Source organism: Pseudomonas sp. HN2, assembly GCF_020736465.1.
GTDB lineage: Bacteria > Pseudomonadota > Gammaproteobacteria > Pseudomonadales > Pseudomonadaceae > Aquipseudomonas > Aquipseudomonas moraviensis_A.
On sequence record NZ_CP085885.1, the window covers coordinates 2,043,737 to 2,063,239 of the forward strand.

21 protein-coding genes and 1 pseudogene are annotated in these 19,503 nt (G+C 60.2%); 5 read left to right on the forward strand and 17 right to left on the reverse strand.

What is annotated here, in order from left to right; translation table 11 throughout:
- Positions 1–15: 15 nt before the first annotated feature.
- A complete protein-coding gene (gene fnr, locus LIS66_RS09085) occupies positions 16–750 on the reverse strand; it encodes a fumarate/nitrate reduction transcriptional regulator Fnr (RefSeq protein ID WP_016773865.1) in 735 nt (244 codons plus the stop codon).
- Between the two features lie 154 nt (positions 751–904).
- Between fnr and LIS66_RS09090 the strand changes: the two genes are divergently transcribed.
- Positions 905–1,387: a hypothetical protein gene (locus LIS66_RS09090; RefSeq protein ID WP_042608422.1), complete on the forward strand. Its 483-nt coding sequence runs from the start codon at positions 905–907 to the stop codon at positions 1,385–1,387.
- On the opposite strand, the gene hemN is transcribed toward LIS66_RS09090, so the two are convergent.
- The 7 genes from hemN to LIS66_RS09125 form a co-directional block, all read right to left on the reverse strand.
- Positions 1,384–2,766 (reverse strand): oxygen-independent coproporphyrinogen III oxidase, encoded by a 1,383-nt coding sequence (hemN, locus tag LIS66_RS09095; RefSeq protein ID WP_042608421.1) that lies wholly within the window; start codon positions 2,764–2,766, stop codon positions 1,384–1,386. The genes LIS66_RS09090 and hemN overlap by 4 nt on opposite strands.
- 169 nt (positions 2,767–2,935) lie before the next feature.
- The gene (locus tag LIS66_RS09100) at positions 2,936–3,619 is read right to left on the reverse strand and encodes a sulfite exporter TauE/SafE family protein (RefSeq protein WP_227974038.1); all 684 of its coding nucleotides are present in this window, start codon (positions 3,617–3,619) and stop codon (positions 2,936–2,938) included.
- Entirely contained in the window at positions 3,612–3,824 is a 213-nt protein-coding gene (gene ccoS, locus LIS66_RS09105; RefSeq protein WP_039763029.1) for a cbb3-type cytochrome oxidase assembly protein CcoS, read from the reverse strand. The genes LIS66_RS09100 and ccoS overlap by 8 nt, the downstream gene beginning before the upstream one ends.
- 23 nt (positions 3,825–3,847) lie before the next feature.
- On the reverse strand, positions 3,848–6,298 hold the full coding sequence (locus tag LIS66_RS09110; protein WP_227974039.1) for a heavy metal translocating P-type ATPase: 2,451 nt from the start codon (positions 6,296–6,298) through the stop codon (positions 3,848–3,850).
- A 213-nt stretch (positions 6,299–6,511) separates the two neighbouring features.
- Positions 6,512–7,051, reverse strand: coding sequence for a FixH family protein (locus LIS66_RS09115; RefSeq protein ID WP_227974040.1), 540 nt, complete (start codon positions 7,049–7,051; stop codon positions 6,512–6,514).
- Between the two features lie 13 nt (positions 7,052–7,064).
- Entirely contained in the window at positions 7,065–8,480 is a 1,416-nt protein-coding gene (ccoG, locus tag LIS66_RS09120) for a cytochrome c oxidase accessory protein CcoG (protein WP_227974041.1), read from the reverse strand.
- A complete protein-coding gene (locus tag LIS66_RS09125; protein WP_227974042.1) occupies positions 8,480–8,749 on the reverse strand; it encodes a hypothetical protein in 270 nt (89 codons plus the stop codon). Before LIS66_RS09125 ends, ccoG begins: the two co-directional genes overlap by 1 nt.
- 219 nt (positions 8,750–8,968) lie before the next feature.
- Between LIS66_RS09125 and LIS66_RS09130 the strand changes: the two genes are divergently transcribed.
- Positions 8,969–9,973, forward strand: coding sequence for a metallophosphoesterase family protein (locus LIS66_RS09130; protein ID WP_042608415.1), 1,005 nt, complete (start codon positions 8,969–8,971; stop codon positions 9,971–9,973).
- Positions 9,974–9,996: 23 nt separating this feature from the next.
- Here the strand turns inward: LIS66_RS09130 and LIS66_RS09135 are convergent.
- The 5 genes and pseudogenes from LIS66_RS09135 to ccoN (LIS66_RS09155) all read right to left on the reverse strand — a co-directional run.
- A pseudogene (locus tag LIS66_RS09135) lies at positions 9,997–10,194 on the reverse strand (type II toxin-antitoxin system Phd/YefM family antitoxin); the annotation flags it as partial.
- Positions 10,195–10,283: 89 nt separating this feature from the next.
- Entirely contained in the window at positions 10,284–11,267 is a 984-nt protein-coding gene (ccoP, locus tag LIS66_RS09140) for a cytochrome-c oxidase, cbb3-type subunit III (protein WP_042608414.1), read from the reverse strand.
- A complete protein-coding gene (locus tag LIS66_RS09145) occupies positions 11,264–11,449 on the reverse strand; it encodes a CcoQ/FixQ family Cbb3-type cytochrome c oxidase assembly chaperone (RefSeq protein ID WP_016775513.1) in 186 nt (61 codons plus the stop codon). The genes ccoP (LIS66_RS09140) and LIS66_RS09145 overlap by 4 nt, the downstream gene beginning before the upstream one ends.
- Before the next feature lie 5 nt (positions 11,450–11,454).
- Positions 11,455–12,063, reverse strand: a complete 609-nt coding sequence (gene ccoO / locus LIS66_RS09150; protein WP_042608413.1) for a cytochrome-c oxidase, cbb3-type subunit II — start codon at positions 12,061–12,063, stop codon at positions 11,455–11,457.
- Entirely contained in the window at positions 12,063–13,505 is a 1,443-nt protein-coding gene (ccoN, locus tag LIS66_RS09155; RefSeq protein ID WP_227974043.1) for a cytochrome-c oxidase, cbb3-type subunit I, read from the reverse strand. Before ccoN (LIS66_RS09155) ends, ccoO (LIS66_RS09150) begins: the two co-directional genes overlap by 1 nt.
- 198 nt (positions 13,506–13,703) lie before the next feature.
- Between ccoN (LIS66_RS09155) and LIS66_RS27730 the strand changes: the two genes are divergently transcribed.
- Positions 13,704–13,838 carry a hypothetical protein gene (locus LIS66_RS27730; RefSeq protein WP_265583222.1) on the forward strand — a complete coding sequence of 45 codons (135 nt, stop codon included), beginning with the start codon at positions 13,704–13,706 and terminating at the stop codon, positions 13,836–13,838.
- A gap of 147 nt (positions 13,839–13,985) precedes the next feature.
- Here the strand turns inward: LIS66_RS27730 and ccoP (LIS66_RS09160) are convergent, their stop codons facing one another.
- Genes ccoP (LIS66_RS09160) through ccoN (LIS66_RS09175) form a run of 4 tightly spaced genes read right to left on the reverse strand, consistent with a single transcriptional unit; the run spans position 13,986 to position 17,180 of the window.
- Entirely contained in the window at positions 13,986–14,939 is a 954-nt protein-coding gene (gene ccoP, locus LIS66_RS09160) for a cytochrome-c oxidase, cbb3-type subunit III (protein WP_227974044.1), read from the reverse strand.
- Positions 14,936–15,133, reverse strand: coding sequence for a cbb3-type cytochrome oxidase subunit 3 (locus LIS66_RS09165; protein WP_227974045.1), 198 nt, complete (start codon positions 15,131–15,133; stop codon positions 14,936–14,938). Before LIS66_RS09165 ends, ccoP (LIS66_RS09160) begins: the two co-directional genes overlap by 4 nt.
- Before the next feature lie 3 nt (positions 15,134–15,136).
- A complete protein-coding gene (gene ccoO / locus LIS66_RS09170) occupies positions 15,137–15,745 on the reverse strand; it encodes a cytochrome-c oxidase, cbb3-type subunit II (RefSeq protein WP_003223389.1) in 609 nt (202 codons plus the stop codon).
- A 10-nt stretch (positions 15,746–15,755) separates the two neighbouring features.
- Positions 15,756–17,180: a cytochrome-c oxidase, cbb3-type subunit I gene (ccoN, locus tag LIS66_RS09175; RefSeq protein WP_042608409.1), complete on the reverse strand. Its 1,425-nt coding sequence runs from the start codon at positions 17,178–17,180 to the stop codon at positions 15,756–15,758.
- 92 nt (positions 17,181–17,272) lie between these two features.
- Between ccoN (LIS66_RS09175) and LIS66_RS09180 the strand changes: the two genes are divergently transcribed.
- Both LIS66_RS09180 and LIS66_RS09185 read left to right on the forward strand, forming a co-directional pair.
- Positions 17,273–17,953, forward strand: a complete 681-nt coding sequence (locus tag LIS66_RS09180; RefSeq protein ID WP_227974046.1) for an alpha/beta family hydrolase — start codon at positions 17,273–17,275, stop codon at positions 17,951–17,953.
- A gap of 1,027 nt (positions 17,954–18,980) precedes the next feature.
- Positions 18,981–19,334 (forward strand): DUF6124 family protein, encoded by a 354-nt coding sequence (locus tag LIS66_RS09185; RefSeq protein ID WP_042608407.1) that lies wholly within the window; start codon positions 18,981–18,983, stop codon positions 19,332–19,334.
- The last annotated feature ends 169 nt before the right edge of the window (positions 19,335–19,503 follow it).

The window sequence follows — 19,503 nt, forward strand, 5'->3', positions numbered from 1 at the left end:
AACCGCGGGTCGTGATCAGCCTTCGATCGAACCGCCGGCCAGCGCGCACAGCTGGATCGGATCGAGAATGTGGATCTCCTTGCCCTCGGCGGCAATCAGCTCGTTCTGCTGGAAGCGCGTGAACACCCGCGACACGGTTTCCACCGCCAGGCCCAGGTAATTGCCGATTTCATTGCGCGACATGCTCAGGCGGAACTGGTTGGCCGAGAAGCCGCGAGCGCGGAAGCGTGCCGACAGGTTGACCAGGAAGGTGGCGATGCGCTCGTCAGCGGTCTTCTTCGACAGTAGCAGCATCATTTGCTGGTCGTCGCGGATCTCGCGGCTCATCACTCGCATCAACTGGCGGCGCAGTTGCGGCAATTGCAGGGCCAGTTCGTCGAGGCGTTCGAAGGGGATTTCGCAGACCGAAGTGGTTTCCAGCGCCTGGGCTGACACCGGGTGTTTCTCGGTGTCCATGCCCGACAGTCCAACCAGTTCGCTCGGCAGATGGAAACCAGTCAGTTGCTCTTCGCCGGCATCGCTCAGGCTGAAGGTTTTCAGGGCGCCGGAGCGAACTGCATAAACCGAATCGAAGGTGTCACCCTGGCGAAACAGAAACTCGCCTTTCTTCAACGGGCGGCCGCGTTTAACGATTTCGTCCAGCGCATCCATGTCTTCCAGATTCAGAGAAAGTGGCAGGCAGAGCGGGGCCAGGCTGCAATCCTTGCAGTGGGCCTGGTTGTGAGCGCGCAGTTTGACTGGCTCGGACATTTCTTCAATCCTTGTGGGAAAACACACATAAGACGTAAGGGTAACCCACCCAAGGACATTCAGGCCAGCACGCGGCGATGTTGTCCCACAGACATAAAGCCGCAGCACCGGCGGCCGATAAACAGCTATCAGCATTCATCCACGGAAGGTTCCTATGACCGCCATTGGCACGCTAGGCCCCGGTAGCAGCGGCGTTGCTGCCGCGCCGGAGTTAAACAATACCGACGCTGCGAGCGACCGCGTCGACGACCTGTCGATAACGGCAAGCCCGACCTTGGTCGAGGGCGTCAAAGTGTCGCTGTCCGGCGCGGCCATCGCCAAATCCGCCGCTGTCGGCGGCGAAAACAGCGACATCGACAACAGCGGCCTACCGGAGAACATCCAGGAATTGCTGAAGATGATCCGCAAAATCCAGAAAGAAATTATCGAAAAGAAAGCGCGCATGGCGGCGGTGATGTCCGACAAAACCCTCTCCAATGAAGAAAAGATCAACAAGCTCGCTGCGTTGCGTGGCGCCATCGCCGCCCTCAACAGCGGCCTGATCACCGCCAACCTGGCTTTGTCGAAAGTGATGAACCAGTCGGCGCTGAGCCCTGATCAGAACCTCAAGGTCGGCTCGTTGCTGACCAAGCCTTAGATCACCCGCGAGAAACGCTGGCGGTTCTGCTGCTCAAGGTACGCATCGAAGACCATGCACACCGAGCGCACCAGCAATCGGCCCGCTGGCAATACCTCGATCCCGTCGCGATCAATCCTGATCAGGCCATCCTCGGCCATGCCCTGCAATTGCGGCCACAGCGCGCCGAAATAGCCCTGGAAGTCGACATTGAACTGCTGCTCGATTTCAGCGAATTCGAGTTTGAAATTACAGATCAGATGCTGAATCACCGCGCGGCGCAAGCGATCGTCGGCGTTGCACATCAGGCCGCGACTGGTCGCCAGTTGCGCGCTGGCGAGGCTGTTCTGATAAGCAGCGAGGTCGCTGCTGTTCTGGCAGTACAAATCGCCAATCTGGCTGATCGCCGACACGCCCAGACCAATCAGATCGCAATGGCCGTGGGTGGTGTAACCCTGGAAATTGCGTTGCAGGGTCTGTTCCTCCTGGGCAATTGCCAGATCGTCATCGGGCAGGGCGAAGTGGTCCATGCCGATGTAGCGGTAACCGGCAGCGATCAGTTGTTCGATGGTGCGCTGCAGCATCTCCAGCTTGTGCGCGGGGCTGGGCAATTCGCTGCTGTTGATCCGCCGTTGCGGCATGAAACGTTCCGGCAAGTGCGCGTAGTTGAACACCGAGAGGCGATCCGGTTGCAGGCTGATCACTTCGTCGACGGTGCGGGCGAAATTGTCCGGGGTCTGCTTCGGCAGGCCGTAGATCAGATCGATGTTGATCGAGCGAAATTGCAGGGTCCGCGCCGCGTCGATCACCGCGCGGGTTTCCTCCAGACTTTGCAGGCGATTGACCGCGCGCTGCACCGCCGGATCAAGATCCTGCAGACCGATGCTGACCCGGTTGAAACCCAATTCGCGCAGCAGGCCCATGGTCGACCAGTCGGCCTCGCGCGGGTCGATTTCGATGCCGTAATCACCGGAGTCGTCATCGAGCAGATTGAAATGCTTGCGCAGGTGGGCCATCAGCTGGCGCAGTTCGTCGTGGCTGAGAAAGGTCGGCGTGCCGCCACCGAAATGCAGTTGCTCGACTTTTTGCGCCGGGTCGAGGTGGCAGGCGATCAACTGGATTTCCTGCTGGAGCCGTTGCAGATATGGCTGCGCGCGACCGCGATCCTTGGTGATGACCTTGTTGCAGGCGCAGTAGTAGCAAATGTTCGCGCAGAACGGCACATGCACGTACAGCGACAACGGCCGCTGGGCCTTGCGGCTGTCGCGCAGGGCGTGGAACAGGTCGAAGGTGCCGACCTGCCCGTGAAATTTCACGGCAGTCGGGTACGAGGTGTAGCGTGGCCCCGCCAGATCGTAGCGGCGGATCAGATCAGAGTCCCAACGAATGGCGTCGAGCATGCGGGCATTCCCCCGGATAGGCTGGCAGTGTGGCGAGTCTATCGGGGTGCGGCGATGGGGCTGTTGATTTGCATCAACAGCACAAGGTCAAAAGATCGCAGCCTTCGGCAGCTCCTACCTTGGAATGCGACCTCCTGTAGGAGCTGCCGAAGGCTGCGATCTTTTGCTTTTAATGGCCCATGAGCCAATGCTGATGCGGGCCGGGGAGGGTCCATAAGCCGAACAGAATCACCAACAACCCGCCGGCCATACGCACGCTGCGTTTGCGCAGGATCGCGGTGACCCGTTCAGCCGCCAGCCCGGTGGCGAGCAGCACCGGCCAGGTGCCGAGGCCAAACGCAAGCATCAACAGCGCACTGTCCAGCGCATTGCCCTGACTCGCGCTCCACAACAGCGTGCTGTAAACCAGTCCGCACGGCAGCCAGCCCCACAGCGCACCGAGCAGCAAGGCGCGCGGCAGGCTGGAAACCGGCAGCAAGTGGTTCGCCACCGGTTGAATGAAGCGCCACAAGCCACGCCCGAGCGCTTCGATACGGGTCAGCCCGCTCCACCAACCAGCCAGGTACAACCCCATGGCAATCAGCAGCAGCCCCGCCAGCACGCGCATGAACAGCGCCGCCGGGCTGTTGGCGACGGCCCAGCCGGCCAGGCCGATGAGCAATCCCGCCGTGGCGTAACTGAGAACCCGACCGAGGTTGTAAGCCAGCAACAGGCGAAAGCGCCGGCTGCGCTGTTCCTTGGGGATCGCCAGGGTCAGCGCGCCCATCAGACCGCCGCACATGCCCAGGCAATGGCCGCCACCGAGCAGGCCGAGGATCAGTGCCGAAACGAGCAGGGGCGCCAGCTCAAGCATGGGGTGGCGCCTTGTCGTCCGGTTTGCCGGCGTTGGCTTCATCCACCGCGGCGGTGTGGTTGGGGTCCTGATCGTCAAAGAGGATGCTGTGCGCGGGGCCGTCGAGGTCATCGTACTGACCGCTGTCCACCGCCCAGAAGAAGATGTACACGGCGATGGCGACGATCAGCAAGGCAGCGGGAATCATCACGTAGAGAGCTGGCATCGGTAACTCCAGGCCCGCGCGGCTCAGGCCGGCAGCGGGCGGGTGTGGGTCGGGCTGCTGGCGGCCGGCGCGCTCGGCAGGCGAGTCAGGCGCAGGGCGTTGAGCACCACGGTCAGCGAACTGATCGACATGCCGACCGCCGCCCACACCGGAGTGATCCAGCCGAGGGCGGCGAACGGCAACATGAGGCCATTGTACAGCGCCGCCCACAGCAGGTTTTCGATGATTACCCGGCGCGTACGTCGCGCCAGCGTGAAAGCTTGCACCAAGGCGCCGAGACGGTTGGACAGCAACACCGCATCGGCGCTGGTTTTTGCCAGATCGGTGGCCGAACCCATCGCCACGCTGATGTCGGCCGCGGCCAGCACCGGCACGTCGTTGACGCCGTCGCCGAGCATCAGCACCTTGCGACCTTCCTTGTGCAGTTGCTGCAGCACTTGCAGTTTGTCATCGGGGCGCAAACCGCCGCGGGCCTCGTCGATACCCAGTTCAGCGGCGACACTGGCGACCATCGGCGAACTGTCGCCGGACAACAGCAAGGTGCGCCAGCCCCGCGCTTTGCAGGCCGCGAGCAGGGCGGGGGCGTCGTCACGCAGGCGATCATCGAGGACCAGCCACGCCAGCGGGCCGTGGGTGTCGGCGAGCAGCAGCCATTGCCCGGCCTCGTCGGGCATCGACGGCAGTGCCGCGCCGCTCAGGGCACAGGCGAACTGCGCCTGACCGATACGCAAGCGTCGTTCACCGACCATTCCTTCAAGGCCCAGTCCCGGGCTGCTGTGCACCTCTTCAGCGGCCAATGGTGCGCGGCCGAAAGCCCGGGCAATCGGGTGTTCCGAACGGTTTTCCAGCGCGGCGGCGAGGCTCAGGCATTGCTCGCTGTCGAGCGCGCCGAGCGGGCGAATCGAACGCAGTACCAAGCGCCCTTCGGTGAGCGTGCCGGTCTTGTCGAAGATTACCGTGTCGATCTGGTTCAGCCCTTCCAGGACGTGGCCGCGGGTTAGCAGCAGCCCGAGTTTGTGCAGCGTGCCGGTGGCGGCGGTGAGTGCAGTCGGAGTCGCCAGCGACAGCGCACACGGACAGGTCGCCACCAGCATGGCGAGGACGATCCAGAACGCCCGCGATGAATCCAGCTGCCACCACAGCAGGCCGATCGCTGCCGCGGCGATCAGCGACAGCAGCAAAAACCACTGCGCGGCGCGGTCGGCGATTTCTGCCAGACGCGGCTTTTCCGCCTGAGCGCGATCGAGCAGGCGCACGATCGCGGAGAGCCGCGTGTCCTGCCCCAGCGCCTGCACTTCCACGGTCAATGCGCCTTCAACGTTGAGGGTACCGGCGGTGACCGCATCACCCAGCGCACGCGGTTGCGGCAGGTATTCGCCAGTCAGCAGCGATTCGTCGATGCTCGATTGGCCATCGATGATCTTGCCGTCAGCCGGCAGAATCGAACCGGGCGGCACCAGAATCCGCTCGCCGAGACGCAGCTCGCTGAGCAGGATGCGTTCGCTCTGACCGTTGCTATCCAGGCGCAGGCACGAGGCCGGCAACAGGTTCACCAGTTGCGCAGTGGCAGCGGCGGTGCGCTCGCGGGCGCGGCGTTCCAGATAACGCCCGGCGAGCAGAAACAGCGCGAACATGCCGACCGCATCGAAGTACAGCTCGCCGACCCCGGTGATCGACGTCCAGATCCCGGCGATATAAGCGCTGCCGATCGCCAGCGACACCGAGACGTCCATGGTCAGGTGGCGGGTACGCAAATCGCGCATCGCCCCTTTGAAGAACGGCGCGCAGCTGTAGAACACGATCGGCGTGGTCAGAAACAGCGCGACCCAGCGCAGGATCGTGTGCAGCTCGGGGCTGAGGTCAATATTGAATTCCGGCCAGGTGGCCATGGTCGCCATCATCGCCTGAAACCACAGCAGCCCGGCAACGCCGAGTTGGCGCAGGGCCAGGCGATTCTCGCTGGCCAGTTGTTCGCTGGCGCGATCGGCGTGATAGGGATGGGCGGCGTAACCGATGTGGCGCAGTTCAGCGAGGATCTGGCTCAGCGGCAGTTGAGCGTCGGCCCAGCGCACGTGCAGGCGATGGTTGGACAGGTTCAGCCGCACTTCGGCGACGCCGGGCAGGGTGCACAGGTGTTTCTCGATCAGCCAGCCGCAGGCGGCGCAACTGATGCCTTCCATCAACAAGGTGGTTTCGGCCAGATCGCCTTCGTGGCGGACGAAGGGTTGTTGCACGTCGGCGCGGTCGTACAGCGCCAGTTCATCGGTCAGTTGCACCGGCAGCGCTTCGGGATTGGCCGAGGCTTCGCTGCGATGCTGGTAATAACTTTCCAGCCCTGCGGCGACGATGGCCTCGGCCACCGCCTGACAGCCCGGGCAGCAGAACTCGCGGGCCTGCCCGAGGACGACGGCGGTGAAGCGACTGCCGGACGGGACGGGCAGGGCGCAGTGGTAGCAGGCAAGTGGGGTGGTCATGGCATCGTTGAGGGTGTGAGCCCTTGCATTGGGTGTATCCGCTTGCCCTCACCCCAGCCCTCTCCCGGAGGGAGAGGAAGCCGATCGGTGTGAGCCGGAAAAGCGGCTTCAGTCGCCGACATTGTCACTGTCATACGCCACGCTTCCAATCAGCCGAGATCAGTCCCCTCTCCCTCAGGGAGAGGGCTAGGGTGAGGGGCTCTAGACCTTGATTCACTTCTTCAGGTCTTCCGCACCCTGCAATGGCTCATCACCCAGCAGCAGTTCCTTGTCATGGCTGACCAGTTCTTCTTCAAACATGCGCCACACGTGTTCATCCTGGCTGCCGAGCAGCTCGACAAACCGCCGCCCCTCAACCTTGTCACTCAGTTGGCCAATGTAGCGGCCGGTATCGCTGTCACTGCGGGTCAGCACGATCTTGCGATCCTTCTCCGGTTGGGTCGGCGAGATCAGGTTCAATTCGAGGGTTTGCGGCTGGCTGTCTCCGCTCAGGCGCAGATCGACTTCGCCGGTCACGTCATCCAGATGCACCGCCGCACGCAGTTTCAGGGTTTGCGCCAGCAGTTCACGGTCCAGTGAGCGGTTGATGCCTTTGCCCGCTTCGTAATAGTTGTCGTTGACCAGATTGTCCGGGTTGTTCACCGCGATGGTCACCATGGACAGGGTCAAGGCCACCGAGCAGGCGAGGATGGCGATGATGATCCACGGCCAGAGGTGCTTGTACCAGGGACTTGCGGCGTTTGCAGCGGGCATGTTCAAAATTCTCTCAACGGATTTGTGGGCCGATGAATCGGCTCTTGGCTTCAACGTGGACGCTTTCGTCATCGGCGTCCTTGAGGATGAATTTCACCTCGTTGGTGCTCGATGGCAGTTGTTCCGGTGCGCTCGACAATTCGACCGGCATGCTGACGATATCCCCGGCAGCCACCTTAATCTCGCGCTTGCCTTGCAGGCGCAGGTCCGGCAGGCCCTCGGCTTGCAGCAGGTAAGTGTGATCGCGCTGATCCTTGTTCATGATCTTCAGGCTGTAGACGTTCTCGATCCGGCCTTCGGCGTTTTCGCGGTACAGCACGCGGTCCTTGCTGACATCGAAACCGACCAGCGAGCGCATGAAGAACGCGGCGACCAACAGGCTGATCATCGCCAACAGCACCACGGCGTAGCCGATCAGGCGCGGGCGCAGTTTATGGGTTTTCTGCCCGGAGAGGTTGTGTTCGGTGGTGTAGCTGATCAGCCCGCGCGGGTAATCCATCTTGTCCATGATGCTGTCGCAGGCGTCGATGCACGCGGCGCAGCCGATGCACTCGATCTGCAGACCATCGCGGATGTCGATGCCGGTGGGGCAGACCTGCACGCACATCGTGCAGTCGATGCAATCGCCCAGCCCCAGGGCCTTGTAGTCGATGCCTTTCTTGCGCGGCCCACGGCTCTCGCCACGGCGCGGGTCGTAGGAAACGATCAGCGTGTCCTTGTCGAACATTACGCTCTGGAAACGCGCATACGGGCACATGTAGATGCACACCTGCTCACGCAACCAACCGGCATTGCCGTACGTGGCGAGGGTGAAAAAACCGACCCAGAAATACGACCAGCCATCGGCCTGGCCGGTGAAGAATTCGATGACCAGTTCGCGGATCGGCGAAAAGTAGCCCACAAAAGTCATGCCGGTGACAAAACCGATCAGCAGCCACAGCGAGTGCTTGGCCAGTTTGCGCAGGAATTTGTTGGCGCTCATCGGCGCCTTGTCGAGTTTGATGCGCTGGTTGCGGTCGCCTTCGGTGACCTTTCCGCACCACATGAAAATCCACGTCCACACGCTCTGCGGGCAGGTGTAACCGCACCAGACGCGTCCGGCGTAGACCGTGATGAAGAACAGGCCGAACGCGGCAATGATCAACAGGCCCGAGAGCAGAATGAAATCCTGTGGCCAGAAGGTGGCGCCGAAGATGAAGAACTTGCGCTCCGGCAGGTTCCACCACACCGCCTGGTGCCCGCCCCAGTTCAGCCACACCGTACCGAAGTACAGCAGAAACAGCGCTGCACCGCCGAGCATCCGCAAATTGCGGAACAGGCCGGTGAAGGCGCGGGTGTAGATTTTTTCTCTTGAGGCATAAAGATCGACGCTGTTGTTCGCGTTCTTGTTCGGCGGCGTGACGTCGTGTACCGGAATCTGATTGCTCATCATTGCATCCCACGGCAGTGGAAAAATGCCCCGGTCGATACGTGCCAACCAAGGTCAAAAAGGGCTGTTGCAGTAGCGCGATGATACGCCTGCCGCTCTGGCTCAAGGGTGCGACCTTTGGTCGCGTTGGGTAAAAAATCCGAATGGTGTAGCGATTGCGGAAAAGCCTGACGCAGATCAATTGACTTGTTGAGTATGGACGGTTTTGCCGAAGCGGCTAGTTCATCTTTTTTAATCGCTTGTTCACACCACAGCCATTGATTCGGCAAGTTTGATTACAAGTAATCGGTGGGATTCTTTGACGGTGCCTGGCCCGGCACTAAGCGACAGGTTTCAGTTGATATGTATGTTGTAAGTTGTTTGGTCTGAAATATATTCACTTGATTGTTGTTTGCAAGAGCTTTGAAGTTTTCGTTGTGTTCGAATAAGTTGGCTCCTCGCGAAGCATGTTTCGCGTTTAAATAATCAATCTAAATGGAATTTAACGTATGGTTTTCAATAATCTTGTGCGCATTTATATAAGTGCTTGCTTGCTGGTTTCGGCTATTACCGCTCACGCGGCTACTGGCCTGCCCAAACACATGGTCTTTGCTTCGGATACCCAATATCCGTGGACAGACAAGACCGATAGCCGCGAACCGGAATCGGATTCGGAATTCAAGGAGCGCTCGAAATGGCTGGTTGAAAGCCAACTTGCGAGCATTGCCGAATTCAGAAACCAGCACGGCTCTCAAGCGCAGGTACCTCTGATGATCAATGGCGATATCACCGCTTTTGGTCATGGCTGGCAGCGGTCTTATATGAAGGCGGCATTGAACAAGTATTTCGGTGGTGACTACTTGTACGGGCTGGGCAATCACGACTATGAAAATAATGTCGATGACTGTTTCAGTAACAGCTGTGCAGCAGGCAGCATCGTCGAGTTCAAAGAACATCATGAAGGTAAAGTCGATAACTTCGACCTGGAGATTACTGGCGGCTTTCTGAGCAAAACGTATTCCGGCAGTCTCGCCTATTCGAAAAATGTCGGGGAAGTGCATTTGGTCCAGCTCAATAACGAGCCGACCTACACCACACGGATTGCCCATGCGCTGAACCCGACGACATTCGAAATCAACGACGCACTGGACTGGCTTGAGACAGATCTCAGGTTAGCGCGAGCTCAGGGCTATGCAATCATCATCAATATGCATAAGCCGCTGAGGCACAAGGGCAGCCCCGAGCAACTGAAGCGTTTCCGTGACATGGTCAACAAATACCAGGTGACGGCGATCTTTGCCGGCCATTTGCATACAGATGGCGGTGACGCCTACTGGCAGGGCAGTGTGCCGATGTACCTGAGCGGCAGTACGTCCCAGCAGACCTATCTGACTGCGAGCTTTACCGAGGATCGCAAGCAGTTGCAGATCTATCTGGTAGAGAACAACCAATGGCGTGAGCGGACTCTGATCGACACCACGCCAGTGCATTCGGTTTTTGCCCAACGCCCATGAAAAAGCCCCGCCGGTGATAGGGCGAATTCGATTTCAGCCGCATTCGGCATCGCCAGTAGCTCAACGATGCTGGTCTGGCAGCCGGTCAGTTTCTGGTACTCCTCAATGCTGAGCAATACGTGGGCAGGCCTGCCTCGGTCAGTAATGATTACTGGACCTTGATCTGTGGCTTTTTTGGCTGCACGGGTGTCGTGATTAAACTCGCGGCTGGAAATGTCCATCGAGCAAACGTTTCGAATCATGAATGCCACCATGAAAAAAGGCCCCGCCAATCTGATTGGCGGGGCCTTTTATGCTTCAAGCGTTGGACTTATTCAGCCTTTGCCTCCGGTGCTTTTTCACCGTGGGACAAGCTGTATACATACGCCGCCAGCAGGTGAACCTTGTCATTGCCCTGCAGTTGTTCCTGCGCCGGCATCTGGCCCTGACGGCCGTAACGGATGGTCTGTTGCAGTTGCGCGAAGCTCGAGCCGTAGATGAATGCGCCCGGGTGGGTCAGGTCTGGCGCGCCCATGGCCGGGGTGCCTTTGCCGGCAGGGCCGTGGCAGGCCACGCAGTTGGCGGCGAAGAGTTTGCCGCCATTGGCCGGGTCGGCCTTGGTGCCTTCCGGCAGTTTGCGCCCGTCGAGGTTGGTCACCACGAAGGCCGCCACGTCGGCCACGCCTTGCTCGCCGATCACTTCCGCCCAGGCCGGCATCACCGCGTGGCGGCCGCCCATGATGGTGGTCTTGATGGTTTCCGGCTCGCCGCCCCAGCGCCAGTCGGCGTCGGTCAGGTTGGGGAAGCCGTAGGCGCCCTTGGCGTCGGAACCGTGGCACACCGAGCAGTTGGAGGCGAACAGACGGCCACCCATCTTCAGTGCTTGCGGATCCTTGGCAACTTCTTCGATCGGCATCGCCGCGAACTTGGCGAAGATCGGACCGAAGCGAGCGTCGGAACGGGCCATCTCCTTTTCCCATTCGTGGACGCCGGTCCAGCCGGTCTGGCCATTGGCGAACGCGGTCTGCTTCTCGGTATCGAGATAGTTGTAGCCCGGCAGCAGACCTTTCCAGTTGCCCAGGCCGGGGTACAGCACCAGGTAACCCAGGGCGAACACGATGGTGCCGACGAACAGCATGAACCACCATTTCGGCAGCGGGTTGTCGTACTCCTCGATCCCGTCGAAGGAGTGGCCGACCGTCTCGTCCGTCTGTTCGCTGCGCTGGCCCTTGCGGGTCGACAGCAGCAGCCAGGTCAGTGCGAAGATCGTACCGAGACTGAGGACTGTGACGTACAGACTCCAGAATGTAGTCATTCTTTGTTACTCCTAGAAGCTTGCTCGACGTGCTTGATGGCTTCGGGATCATCTGCAAAAGGCAACATGGTCGCGTCGTCAAACTCCGACTTGCGCTTGGGGCTGAACACCCACAAGGCCAGACCGATGAAGGCCACCATCACGACAACGGTGCCCAGGCCTCGAATCATCCCGATATCCATCAGATTCACCGTTTGCTTTTGATGATGGTGCCCAGGCCTTGCAGGTAGGCCACCAGCGCGTCCATTTCGGTCTTGCCCTTCACGGCCTCCTGAGCACCGGCGATGTCTTCGTCGGTATAAGGCACGCCGAGGGTGCGCAATACTTCCATTTTCTTCGCGGTTTCCTTGCCGTCGAGCTTGTTTTCCACGAGGAACGGGTAAGCCGGCATTTTCGACTCGGGGACCACGTTGCGCGGGTTGTACAAGTGCGCACGTTGCCAGTCATCGGAGTAACGACCGCCCACACGGGCCAGGTCCGGACCGGTACGTTTGGAACCCCACAGGAACGGGTGGTCCCAGACGCTTTCACCGGCAACCGAATAGTGGCCATAGCGTTCGGTTTCAGCGCGGAACGGGCGGATCATCTGCGAGTGGCAGCCGACACAACCGTTGGCGATGTACACGTCGCGGCCTTCCAGCTCCAGCGCCGAGCGTGGCTTCATGCCCTCGACCGGCTTGTTGGTGACGTCCTGGAAGAACAGCGGAACAATTTGGGTCAGGCCACCGACGCTGACGGCGATGACCATGAAGAAGGCCAGCAGGCCAATATTCTTCTCGACAGCTTCATGCTTCATCAGTGAGCTCCAACGACGGCAATCTTGGCGGCGGCTTCGGCTTCAACCGGATCCGACGCACGAACGGTGCGGTACACGTTGTAAGCCATCAGCAGCATGCCGCTGGCAAAGAAAGCACCGCCCAGCGCACGGACGATGAAGCCCGGGTGGCTGGCCTGCAGCGCTTCGACGAACGAGTAGGTGAGGGTGCCGTCATCGTTGATTGCACGCCACATCAGGCCCTGGGTGATGCCGTTGACCCACATCGAGGCGATGTAGAGCACGGTGCCGATGGTCGCGAGCCAGAAGTGCGCGTTGATCAGCCCGATGCTGTGCATCTGCGCCCGGCCGAACAGTTTCGGGATCATGTGATAGATCGCGCCGATGGAAATCATCGCCACCCAGCCGAGTGCGCCGGCGTGTACGTGGCCGATGGTCCAGTCGGTGTAGTGCGAAAGCGAGTTGACGGTCTTGATCGCCATCATCGGCCCTTCGAAGGTCGACATGCCGTAGAACGCCAGCGATACCACCAGGAAGCGCAGGATCGGGTCGGTGCGCAATTTATGCCAGGCGCCCGACAGGGTCATCATGCCGTTGATCATGCCGCCCCAGCTCGGCGCCAGGAGAATGATCGACATCGCCATGCCCAGCGATTGTGCCCAGTCCGGCAGGGCGGTGTAGTGCAGGTGGTGCGGGCCGGCCCAGATGTACAGGGTGATCAGCGCCCAGAAGTGCACGATCGACAGGCGATAGGAATAGATCGGACGTTCGGCCTGTTTCGGCACGAAGTAGTACATCATCCCGAGGAAACCGGTGGTCAGGAAGAAACCCACCGCGTTGTGGCCGTACCACCACTGGATCATCGCGTCAGTGGCGCCGGAGTAGGCCGAGTACGATTTGAACAGGCTGACCGGCAACGACATGTGGTTGACGATGTGCAGCATCGCGGTGACGACGATGAACGCGCCGTAGAACCAGTTGCCGACATAGATGTGCTTGGTCTTGCGCTTGGCGATGGTGCCGAAGAACACCAGACCGTAGGTGACCCAGACAATGGCCAGCAAAATGGCGATCGGCCATTCCAGTTCGGCGTATTCCTTGGTGGTGGTGTAACCCAGCGGCAAGGTGATGATGGCGCCGACGATGACCGCTTGCCAGCCCCAGAAGGTGAAGGCTGCGAGGCTGTCGGAAATCAGTCGCGTCTGGCAGGTTCGCTGCACGACATAGTAGGAGGTGGCAAACAGTGCACAACCGCCGAAGGCGAAAATCACCAGGTTTGTGTGCAACGGGCGCAGGCGTCCAAAGCTCGTCCACGGCAGACCGAAGTTCAATTCCGGCCAGACCAGTTGCGAGGCAATGAAGACACCGAGCCCCATGCCAAGGATCCCCCAGACCACCGTCATGATGGCGAACTGGCGGACTACCTTATAGTTATAAGCAGTCGGACTGATTGCTGTGCTCATTCTAAGGTTCCACGGTTTGGGTGTTTTATTAGGATTGGAATCGGCCGCAAGTATGCAGAGAGCAGGGGGTCATTGCAACGCGCCATGACCTGGGTCAATGCTTTCCAGCGCTGATTCTGCGGCCTTTCCATGCGCCGTGTAGGGTCAAAACGGCCCCTGTCAAAATGTCGCTGTGAGTGAAGAAAACGCGGAGTTCGGATGGCCATCGACGGCGTCTTTTTCGACGTCATGATCGGGGGACGAAAGGCATTCGGCGCAACAGCCGTTATCTACCTGCCCTTGCGGCGAATCCGTCAGCCGGTTCAGCGGCCGCATCGCGCGGGAGTGATCTGAAACTGTCACGCACCAATCCGCTCTTGAACAAGCGTAGACCTGAATCAGGCGAACCGAAAGGTGAGGTGGGAAGGGGTGCGACAATGCGTCGCAATGGGGCGGGAAACTGCCGCAACGAAAAAGTCGCGGCAGTTGTGTACGCAGGTTTTATTTCTTTGCGTCTTCAATTGCCAGGATTTCTGTATTCAACCTGTGGCTCAGGCTGTACACGTAAGCGGCCAGCAATTGCACCTTATCATTGCCCAGCAACTCACTCTGCGCCGGCATGTGTCCTTGGCGGCCATGGCGAATGGTCTGTTCCAGTTGGGTCAGGCTGGTGCCGTAGATGAAGCCGGTCGGATGGGTAAGATTCGGTGCGCCCATCGCGGGAGTGCCTTGGCCAGTTGCGCCGTGGCACGCCACGCAAGTGGTGCTGAACGCTTGCTGCCCGGCTTGCAGATCCGCCTTGCTGTCGGCGGGTAGCGGCAGGCCGGCCAACGCGTGGCGCACGTAGGCTGCGACGTTTTTCACCCCGGCTTCACCGAGCACTTCGCCCCAGGCCGGCATCGCCGCCATCCGTCCGCCCAGGATGGTGGTCTTGATCGTCTCGGCCTCGCCGCCCCAGCGCCAGTCGCTGTCGGCGAGGTTAGGGAACCCGAATGCGCCCTTGGCGTCGGAGCCGTGGCACACCGAGCAGTTGGAGGCGAACAAGCGACCGCCCATTTTCAGCGCCTGCGGATCTTTGGCCACTTCTTCCACGGGCATGGCAGCGAATTTGGCGAAGATCGGCCCGAACCGGGCGTCCGCCTTGTTCATCTCCTTTTCCCACTCGTGCACGCCGGTCCAGCCATCCTCGTAACCGGGCAGGATGCCTTTCCAGTTGCCCAGGCCCGGATACAGAATCAGATAGCCCACCGAGAACACCAGTGTGCCGGCGAACAGCATGAACCACCACTGCGGCAGCGGATTGTCGTATTCCTCGATGCCGTCGAAGCTGTGGCCCATGGTCTGGTCGACGCTGCCCTTGGTTTCGCCCCGGCGCGTGCCGATCAGCAGCCAGGTCAGGCCGATCAGGCTGCCGAGGGTCAGGACGCAGATCCACGTACTCCAGAAGGTGGTCATGGCCGGGTACTCCTTGTTTCAGGGGCGGAAATGGTTTCGGGTTGAGGTTCGTCGGCGAACGGCAGCAGGCGTGCTTCGGCGAACTCGGCGGTGCGCTTGCGGTTGAACACCCACAGGGTCAAACCGACGAAAGCGACGAACACTACGACCGTGCCGAGGCCGCGGATCAGGCCTGCACTCATTTCAATGACCATGGCTCACCTCTTGCTCTTGATTGCAGTGCCGAGCACTTGCAGGTAGGAAACGAGGGCGTCCATTTCAGTCTTGCCCTTGAGGCTGGCGACCGCGCCGCTGATGTCGTCGTCGGTGTACGGCACGCCGAGGGTGCGCATGGTTTTCAGCTTGGTTTCGGTGTGGCTGCTGTCGACAGCCTGGGTGACCAGCCATGGATAAGCCGGCATCTTCGATTCCGGCACGACGTTGCGCGGGTTGTACAAGTGCGCGCGGTGCCAGTCATCCGAGTAGCGCGCGCCGACCCGGGCCAGATCCGGCCCGGTACGTTTCGAGCCCCACAGGAACGGGTGATCCCAAACGCTTTCGCCCGCTACCGAGTAGTGCCCGTAACGCTCGGTTTCGGCGCGGAACGGGCGGATCATCTGCGAGTGGCAACCGACGCAGCCTTCGCGGATATAGATGTCGCGGCCTTCCAGTTGCAGCGCGGTGTAGGGCTTCATGCCCTCCACCGGTTTGTTGGTGACGTCCTGGAAGAACAGCGGGACGATCTGGGTCAGGCCGCCGATGCTCACGGCGAACACCATCAGCAGCATCAGCAGGCCGACGTTCTTTTCAATGGTTTCGTGTTTCATGGCGGACTCCTCAGGCCATCTGCGCGGCAGCGACGACTTCAGCAGGCTGCGAGGCCCGCACGGTGCGCCAGGTGTTGTAAGCCATCAGCAACATGCCGCTGAGGAAAATCGCCCCACCGATCAGGCGCACGACAAAGCCCGGATGGCTGGCCACCAGGGTTTCGACGAAGGAATACGTCAGCGTGCCGTCCTCGTTGACCGCGCGCCACATCAAGCCCTGGGCGATGCCGTTGACCCACATCGAGGCGATGTAGAGCACGGTGCCGATGGTCGCGAGCCAGAAATGCGCGTTGATCAGGCCGACGCTGTGCATCTGCGTCTTGCCGAAGATTTTCGGGATCATGTGGTACAGCGCGCCGATGGAGATCATCGCCACCCAGCCGAGCGCGCCGGCGTGAACGTGGCCGATGGTCCAGTCGGTGTAGTGGGAGAGGGCGTTGACGGTCTTGATCGCCATCATCGGCCCTTCGAAGGTCGACATGCCGTAGAACGCCAGCGACACCACGAGGAAGCGCAGGATCGGGTCGCTGCGCAACTTATGCCAGGCGCCCGAGAGGGTCATCATGCCGTTGATCATGCCGCCCCAGCTCGGTGCCAGCAGGATCAGTGACATCACCATGCCCAGCGACTGCGCCCAGTCCGGCAGCGCGGTGTAGTGCAAGTGGTGCGGGCCGGCCCAGATGTACAGGGTGATCAGCGCCCAGAAGTGCACGATCGACAGGCGATACGAGTACACCGGACGCTCGGCCTGTTTCGGCACGAAGTAATACATCATGCCGAGGAAGCCGGCGGTGAGGAAAAAGCCCACAGCGTTGTGGCCGTACCACCATTGCACCATCGCGTCGGTGGCACCGGCGTAAACCGAATAGGACTTGGTGAAACTCACTGGCAACTCAAGGTTGTTGACGATGTGCAGAATCGCCACGGTGATGATGAACGCGCCGAAGAACCAATTGCCGACATAGATGTGTTTGGTCTTGCGCTGCATGATCGTGCCGAAGAACACAATGGCGTAGGCGACCCAGACGATGGTGATGAGGATGTCGATCGGCCATTCCAGCTCGGCGTATTCCTTGGAACTGGTGTAACCCAGCGGCAGGCTGATCGCTGCCAGCAGGATCACCAGTTGCCAGCCCCAGAAGCAGAACGCGGCGATTTTCGGCGCGAACAATTGCGTCTGGCAGGTGCGTTGCACCGAGTAGAAAGAGCTGGCGAACAGCGCGCAGCCACCGAAAGCGAAGATCACCGCGTTGGTGTGCAGCGGGCGCAGACGGCCGAAACTGGTCCATGGCAAATTGAAGTTGAGTTCCGGCCAGACCAATTGCGCCGCGAGAAAAACCCCGAGGCCCATGCCGACGATGCCCCACACCACCGTCATAATGGCGAATTGGCGGACCACCTTGTAGTTGTAGGCGGTACTGATAGAAGTGTTCATGGTTCCCCATCCACGGTTCAGCCGAAGTGAGCGCGCGCAAACGGCGCGAATCCTTCGCCTGGAGTTATAGGCAGACTAAAAGCGAGGCAAGCATGGACAAACAGCACAAGGCCAGTATTGACGGGGATCAATGGGCGCAATGTGTGCGTGATCATGGGTGGCTGTGGGATGCCGCTGGTGGCGAGGCTTTTGCGACTCTGATACTTGCGCATGGAGCGGGGGCGCCGATGGATAGTGACTGGATGAATGACATGGCTGGGCGCCTGGCGGGGCTTGGGGTGAATGTGTTGCGGTTTGAGTTTCCGTATATGGCGCAGCGGCGGGTGGATGGGGTGAAGCGGCCGCCGAATCCTGCTGGCAAGCTGCAGGAATGTTGGCGGGAGGTGTTTGCGGTGGTGCGGCGTCATGTCGCTGGGCCGTTGGCGATTGGCGGCAAGTCGATGGGCGGGCGGATGGCGAGTCTGGTGGCGGATGAGTTGGGGGCTGATGGGTTGGTGTGTCTGGGCTATCCGTTTTATGCGGCTGGGAAGCCGGAGAAACCGCGGGTGGAGCATTTGGCTTCGTTGCGCACGCGGACGCTGATTGTGCAGGGGGAGCGGGATGCTCTGGGTAATCGTGAAGCTGTCGAGGCTTACACTTTGTCACCGAGTATTGAGGTGATGTGGCTGGCGGCGGGGGATCATGATTTGAAGCCGCTCAAGGCTTCTGGCTTTACGCATTCCGATCATTTGGCGGGTGCTGCGCGGAAGGTGGCTGAATTTCTCCGTGACTGATTTTGAGCCGGGCCGGGATTTTGCGTTGCATGAAGATCTGCTCCCTTTCCCCCCTCGCCCCCTTGGGGGACAGGGTTGGGGTAGCTGTTGATCTTGCTTTTGGGGGCATATCCGTTGCTGCCGTAACGGCTCCTTAGGGTTCCGCCCTGACGGCGGGTCACTTTTTCCAAACGCCGAAAAAGTAACCAAAAAGGCTTGCTCCTGCGTTCGGCCCTCGCAGGCTCGGGTCCCTTCGCTGCGGGATCGATCCGGGCGCAGCGGCTCCGGTTTGCTTCGCTGCACCTCCTTCCGCTGTGTCTGGCTGCGCCAGACGGTCGCTGCGCTCCCACCCCCGGATCAATCCCTCCACTCAGCCTTCCGACGTCGCCCGTGGATCCAGATCAAGAGCAGGCGAGCTGACACTCGGCCTATTGAGTGGTGAAAAGCGTGGATGTTCGGCTTTTGATTTGTGTTGTTGCTGCCCCTCACCCCAGCCCTCTCCCGAGGGAGAGGGGGCCGATATGTGTGGTTTTCAAAGCCTGAGTTCAACGCGGTATTGCACGTCGGCGTAGCTCTCCCAAACACCTCGGTTCAGTCCCCTCTCCCTCCGGGAGAGGGTTAGGGTGAGGGGCGATTTCGCTGACACGATAAAGAGCCGGAAGCGTGCTCGGTCCGGCATTTCCTGTGTGTAAACATGATTTTGTTCGCGCGTTTAAACTACACGATCCGTTACGCCATCCCGGCTACAACTCCTTGCGCCGTTGCCTACGCGTACGCCAGAATCCGCCGGCTTACACGGCTAAGAGGTTGGCTATATCGTTTCTCGGTCACTGAAAAAAAGCAGTGATCGGGTTTGGTAGCCCGTCTCTAAGCGTCATGACGCCATAGGCAGTCTCTATAGAGACTCGATTTATGGTGGCCATGCGTGGGGCTCCTTCGGGAGCGCCGGGTTTCCTGCTTAGACCGGTCTACCAACCTGCGTATGGTCGCCACCCTCGTTTGGTAGCGAGAGTGATGACTCCTCATTTTCTAAGTAGGAGCTTCATCTATGTTCAAAGTAACCCCCAACCCGCCGATCCCCCACGACCCCGCACTCGATCCGCAAAAAGTCCAGGAAGCCACCGACCGCGCCCTCGACTACTACCTCAAACCCGAAGATCTGGCCGCTCCACCAAGCTCGCCAAAATATCGCCCCGTCTATGTTGTAGACCCCACGCTGGATGACGAAACCCTGCTGGTCGAGGCTTGCGAGTCGCTTTCCTACGCCCATGCCATGGCCGGTAACATCGCCAACTCGATAGGCGGCCCGGAACGCAAACCACTGCTGGCGCTGCAACAGGTAATCATGCTCAACGAGCTGTTGGTCAATCGACTGTTGGATAAGCTGAAGTTGCCTCAGTAATTTCGCCGGCTGTTATGGCCTCATCGCGAGCAGGCTCGCTCCTACAAGGGATTGTCGTTGGACACAAAAGCTGTGGTCACCGCAGATCCCCTGTAGGAGTGAGCCTGCTCGCGATGGCGGTCTGCCAGATGCCATTGATTTCACATAGGCAACAAAAAACCCGGAAGCT

Excerpts from the sequence above, each read along its gene's own strand:
- fnr (WP_016773865.1), bottom strand. The coding sequence starts at position 750 with ATGTCCGAGCCAGTCAAACTGCGCGCTCACAACCAGGCCCACTGCAAG.
- LIS66_RS09090 (WP_042608422.1), top strand. The coding sequence starts at position 905 with ATGACCGCCATTGGCACGCTAGGCCCCGGTAGCAGCGGCGTTGCTGCC.
- hemN (WP_042608421.1), bottom strand. The coding sequence starts at position 2,766 with ATGCTCGACGCCATTCGTTGGGACTCTGATCTGATCCGCCGCTACGAT.
- LIS66_RS09100 (WP_227974038.1), bottom strand. The coding sequence starts at position 3,619 with ATGCTTGAGCTGGCGCCCCTGCTCGTTTCGGCACTGATCCTCGGCCTG.
- ccoS (WP_039763029.1), bottom strand. The coding sequence starts at position 3,824 with ATGCCAGCTCTCTACGTGATGATTCCCGCTGCCTTGCTGATCGTCGCC.
- LIS66_RS09110 (WP_227974039.1), bottom strand. The coding sequence starts at position 6,298 with ATGACCACCCCACTTGCCTGCTACCACTGCGCCCTGCCCGTCCCGTCC.
- LIS66_RS09115 (WP_227974040.1), bottom strand. The coding sequence starts at position 7,051 with ATGCCCGCTGCAAACGCCGCAAGTCCCTGGTACAAGCACCTCTGGCCG.
- ccoG (WP_227974041.1), bottom strand. The coding sequence starts at position 8,480 with ATGAGCAATCAGATTCCGGTACACGACGTCACGCCGCCGAACAAGAAC.
- LIS66_RS09130 (WP_042608415.1), top strand. The coding sequence starts at position 8,969 with ATGGTTTTCAATAATCTTGTGCGCATTTATATAAGTGCTTGCTTGCTG.
- ccoP (WP_042608414.1), bottom strand. The coding sequence starts at position 11,267 with ATGACTACATTCTGGAGTCTGTACGTCACAGTCCTCAGTCTCGGTACG.
- LIS66_RS09145 (WP_016775513.1), bottom strand. The coding sequence starts at position 11,449 with ATGGATATCGGGATGATTCGAGGCCTGGGCACCGTTGTCGTGATGGTG.
- ccoO (WP_042608413.1), bottom strand. The coding sequence starts at position 12,063 with ATGAAGCATGAAGCTGTCGAGAAGAATATTGGCCTGCTGGCCTTCTTC.
- ccoN (WP_227974043.1), bottom strand. The coding sequence starts at position 13,505 with ATGAGCACAGCAATCAGTCCGACTGCTTATAACTATAAGGTAGTCCGC.
- LIS66_RS27730 (WP_265583222.1), top strand. The coding sequence starts at position 13,704 with ATGGCCATCGACGGCGTCTTTTTCGACGTCATGATCGGGGGACGAAAG.
- ccoP (WP_227974044.1), bottom strand. The coding sequence starts at position 14,939 with ATGACCACCTTCTGGAGTACGTGGATCTGCGTCCTGACCCTCGGCAGC.
- LIS66_RS09165 (WP_227974045.1), bottom strand. The coding sequence starts at position 15,133 with ATGGTCATTGAAATGAGTGCAGGCCTGATCCGCGGCCTCGGCACGGTC.
- ccoO (WP_003223389.1), bottom strand. The coding sequence starts at position 15,745 with ATGAAACACGAAACCATTGAAAAGAACGTCGGCCTGCTGATGCTGCTG.
- ccoN (WP_042608409.1), bottom strand. The coding sequence starts at position 17,180 with ATGAACACTTCTATCAGTACCGCCTACAACTACAAGGTGGTCCGCCAA.
- LIS66_RS09180 (WP_227974046.1), top strand. The coding sequence starts at position 17,273 with ATGGACAAACAGCACAAGGCCAGTATTGACGGGGATCAATGGGCGCAA.
- LIS66_RS09185 (WP_042608407.1), top strand. The coding sequence starts at position 18,981 with ATGTTCAAAGTAACCCCCAACCCGCCGATCCCCCACGACCCCGCACTC.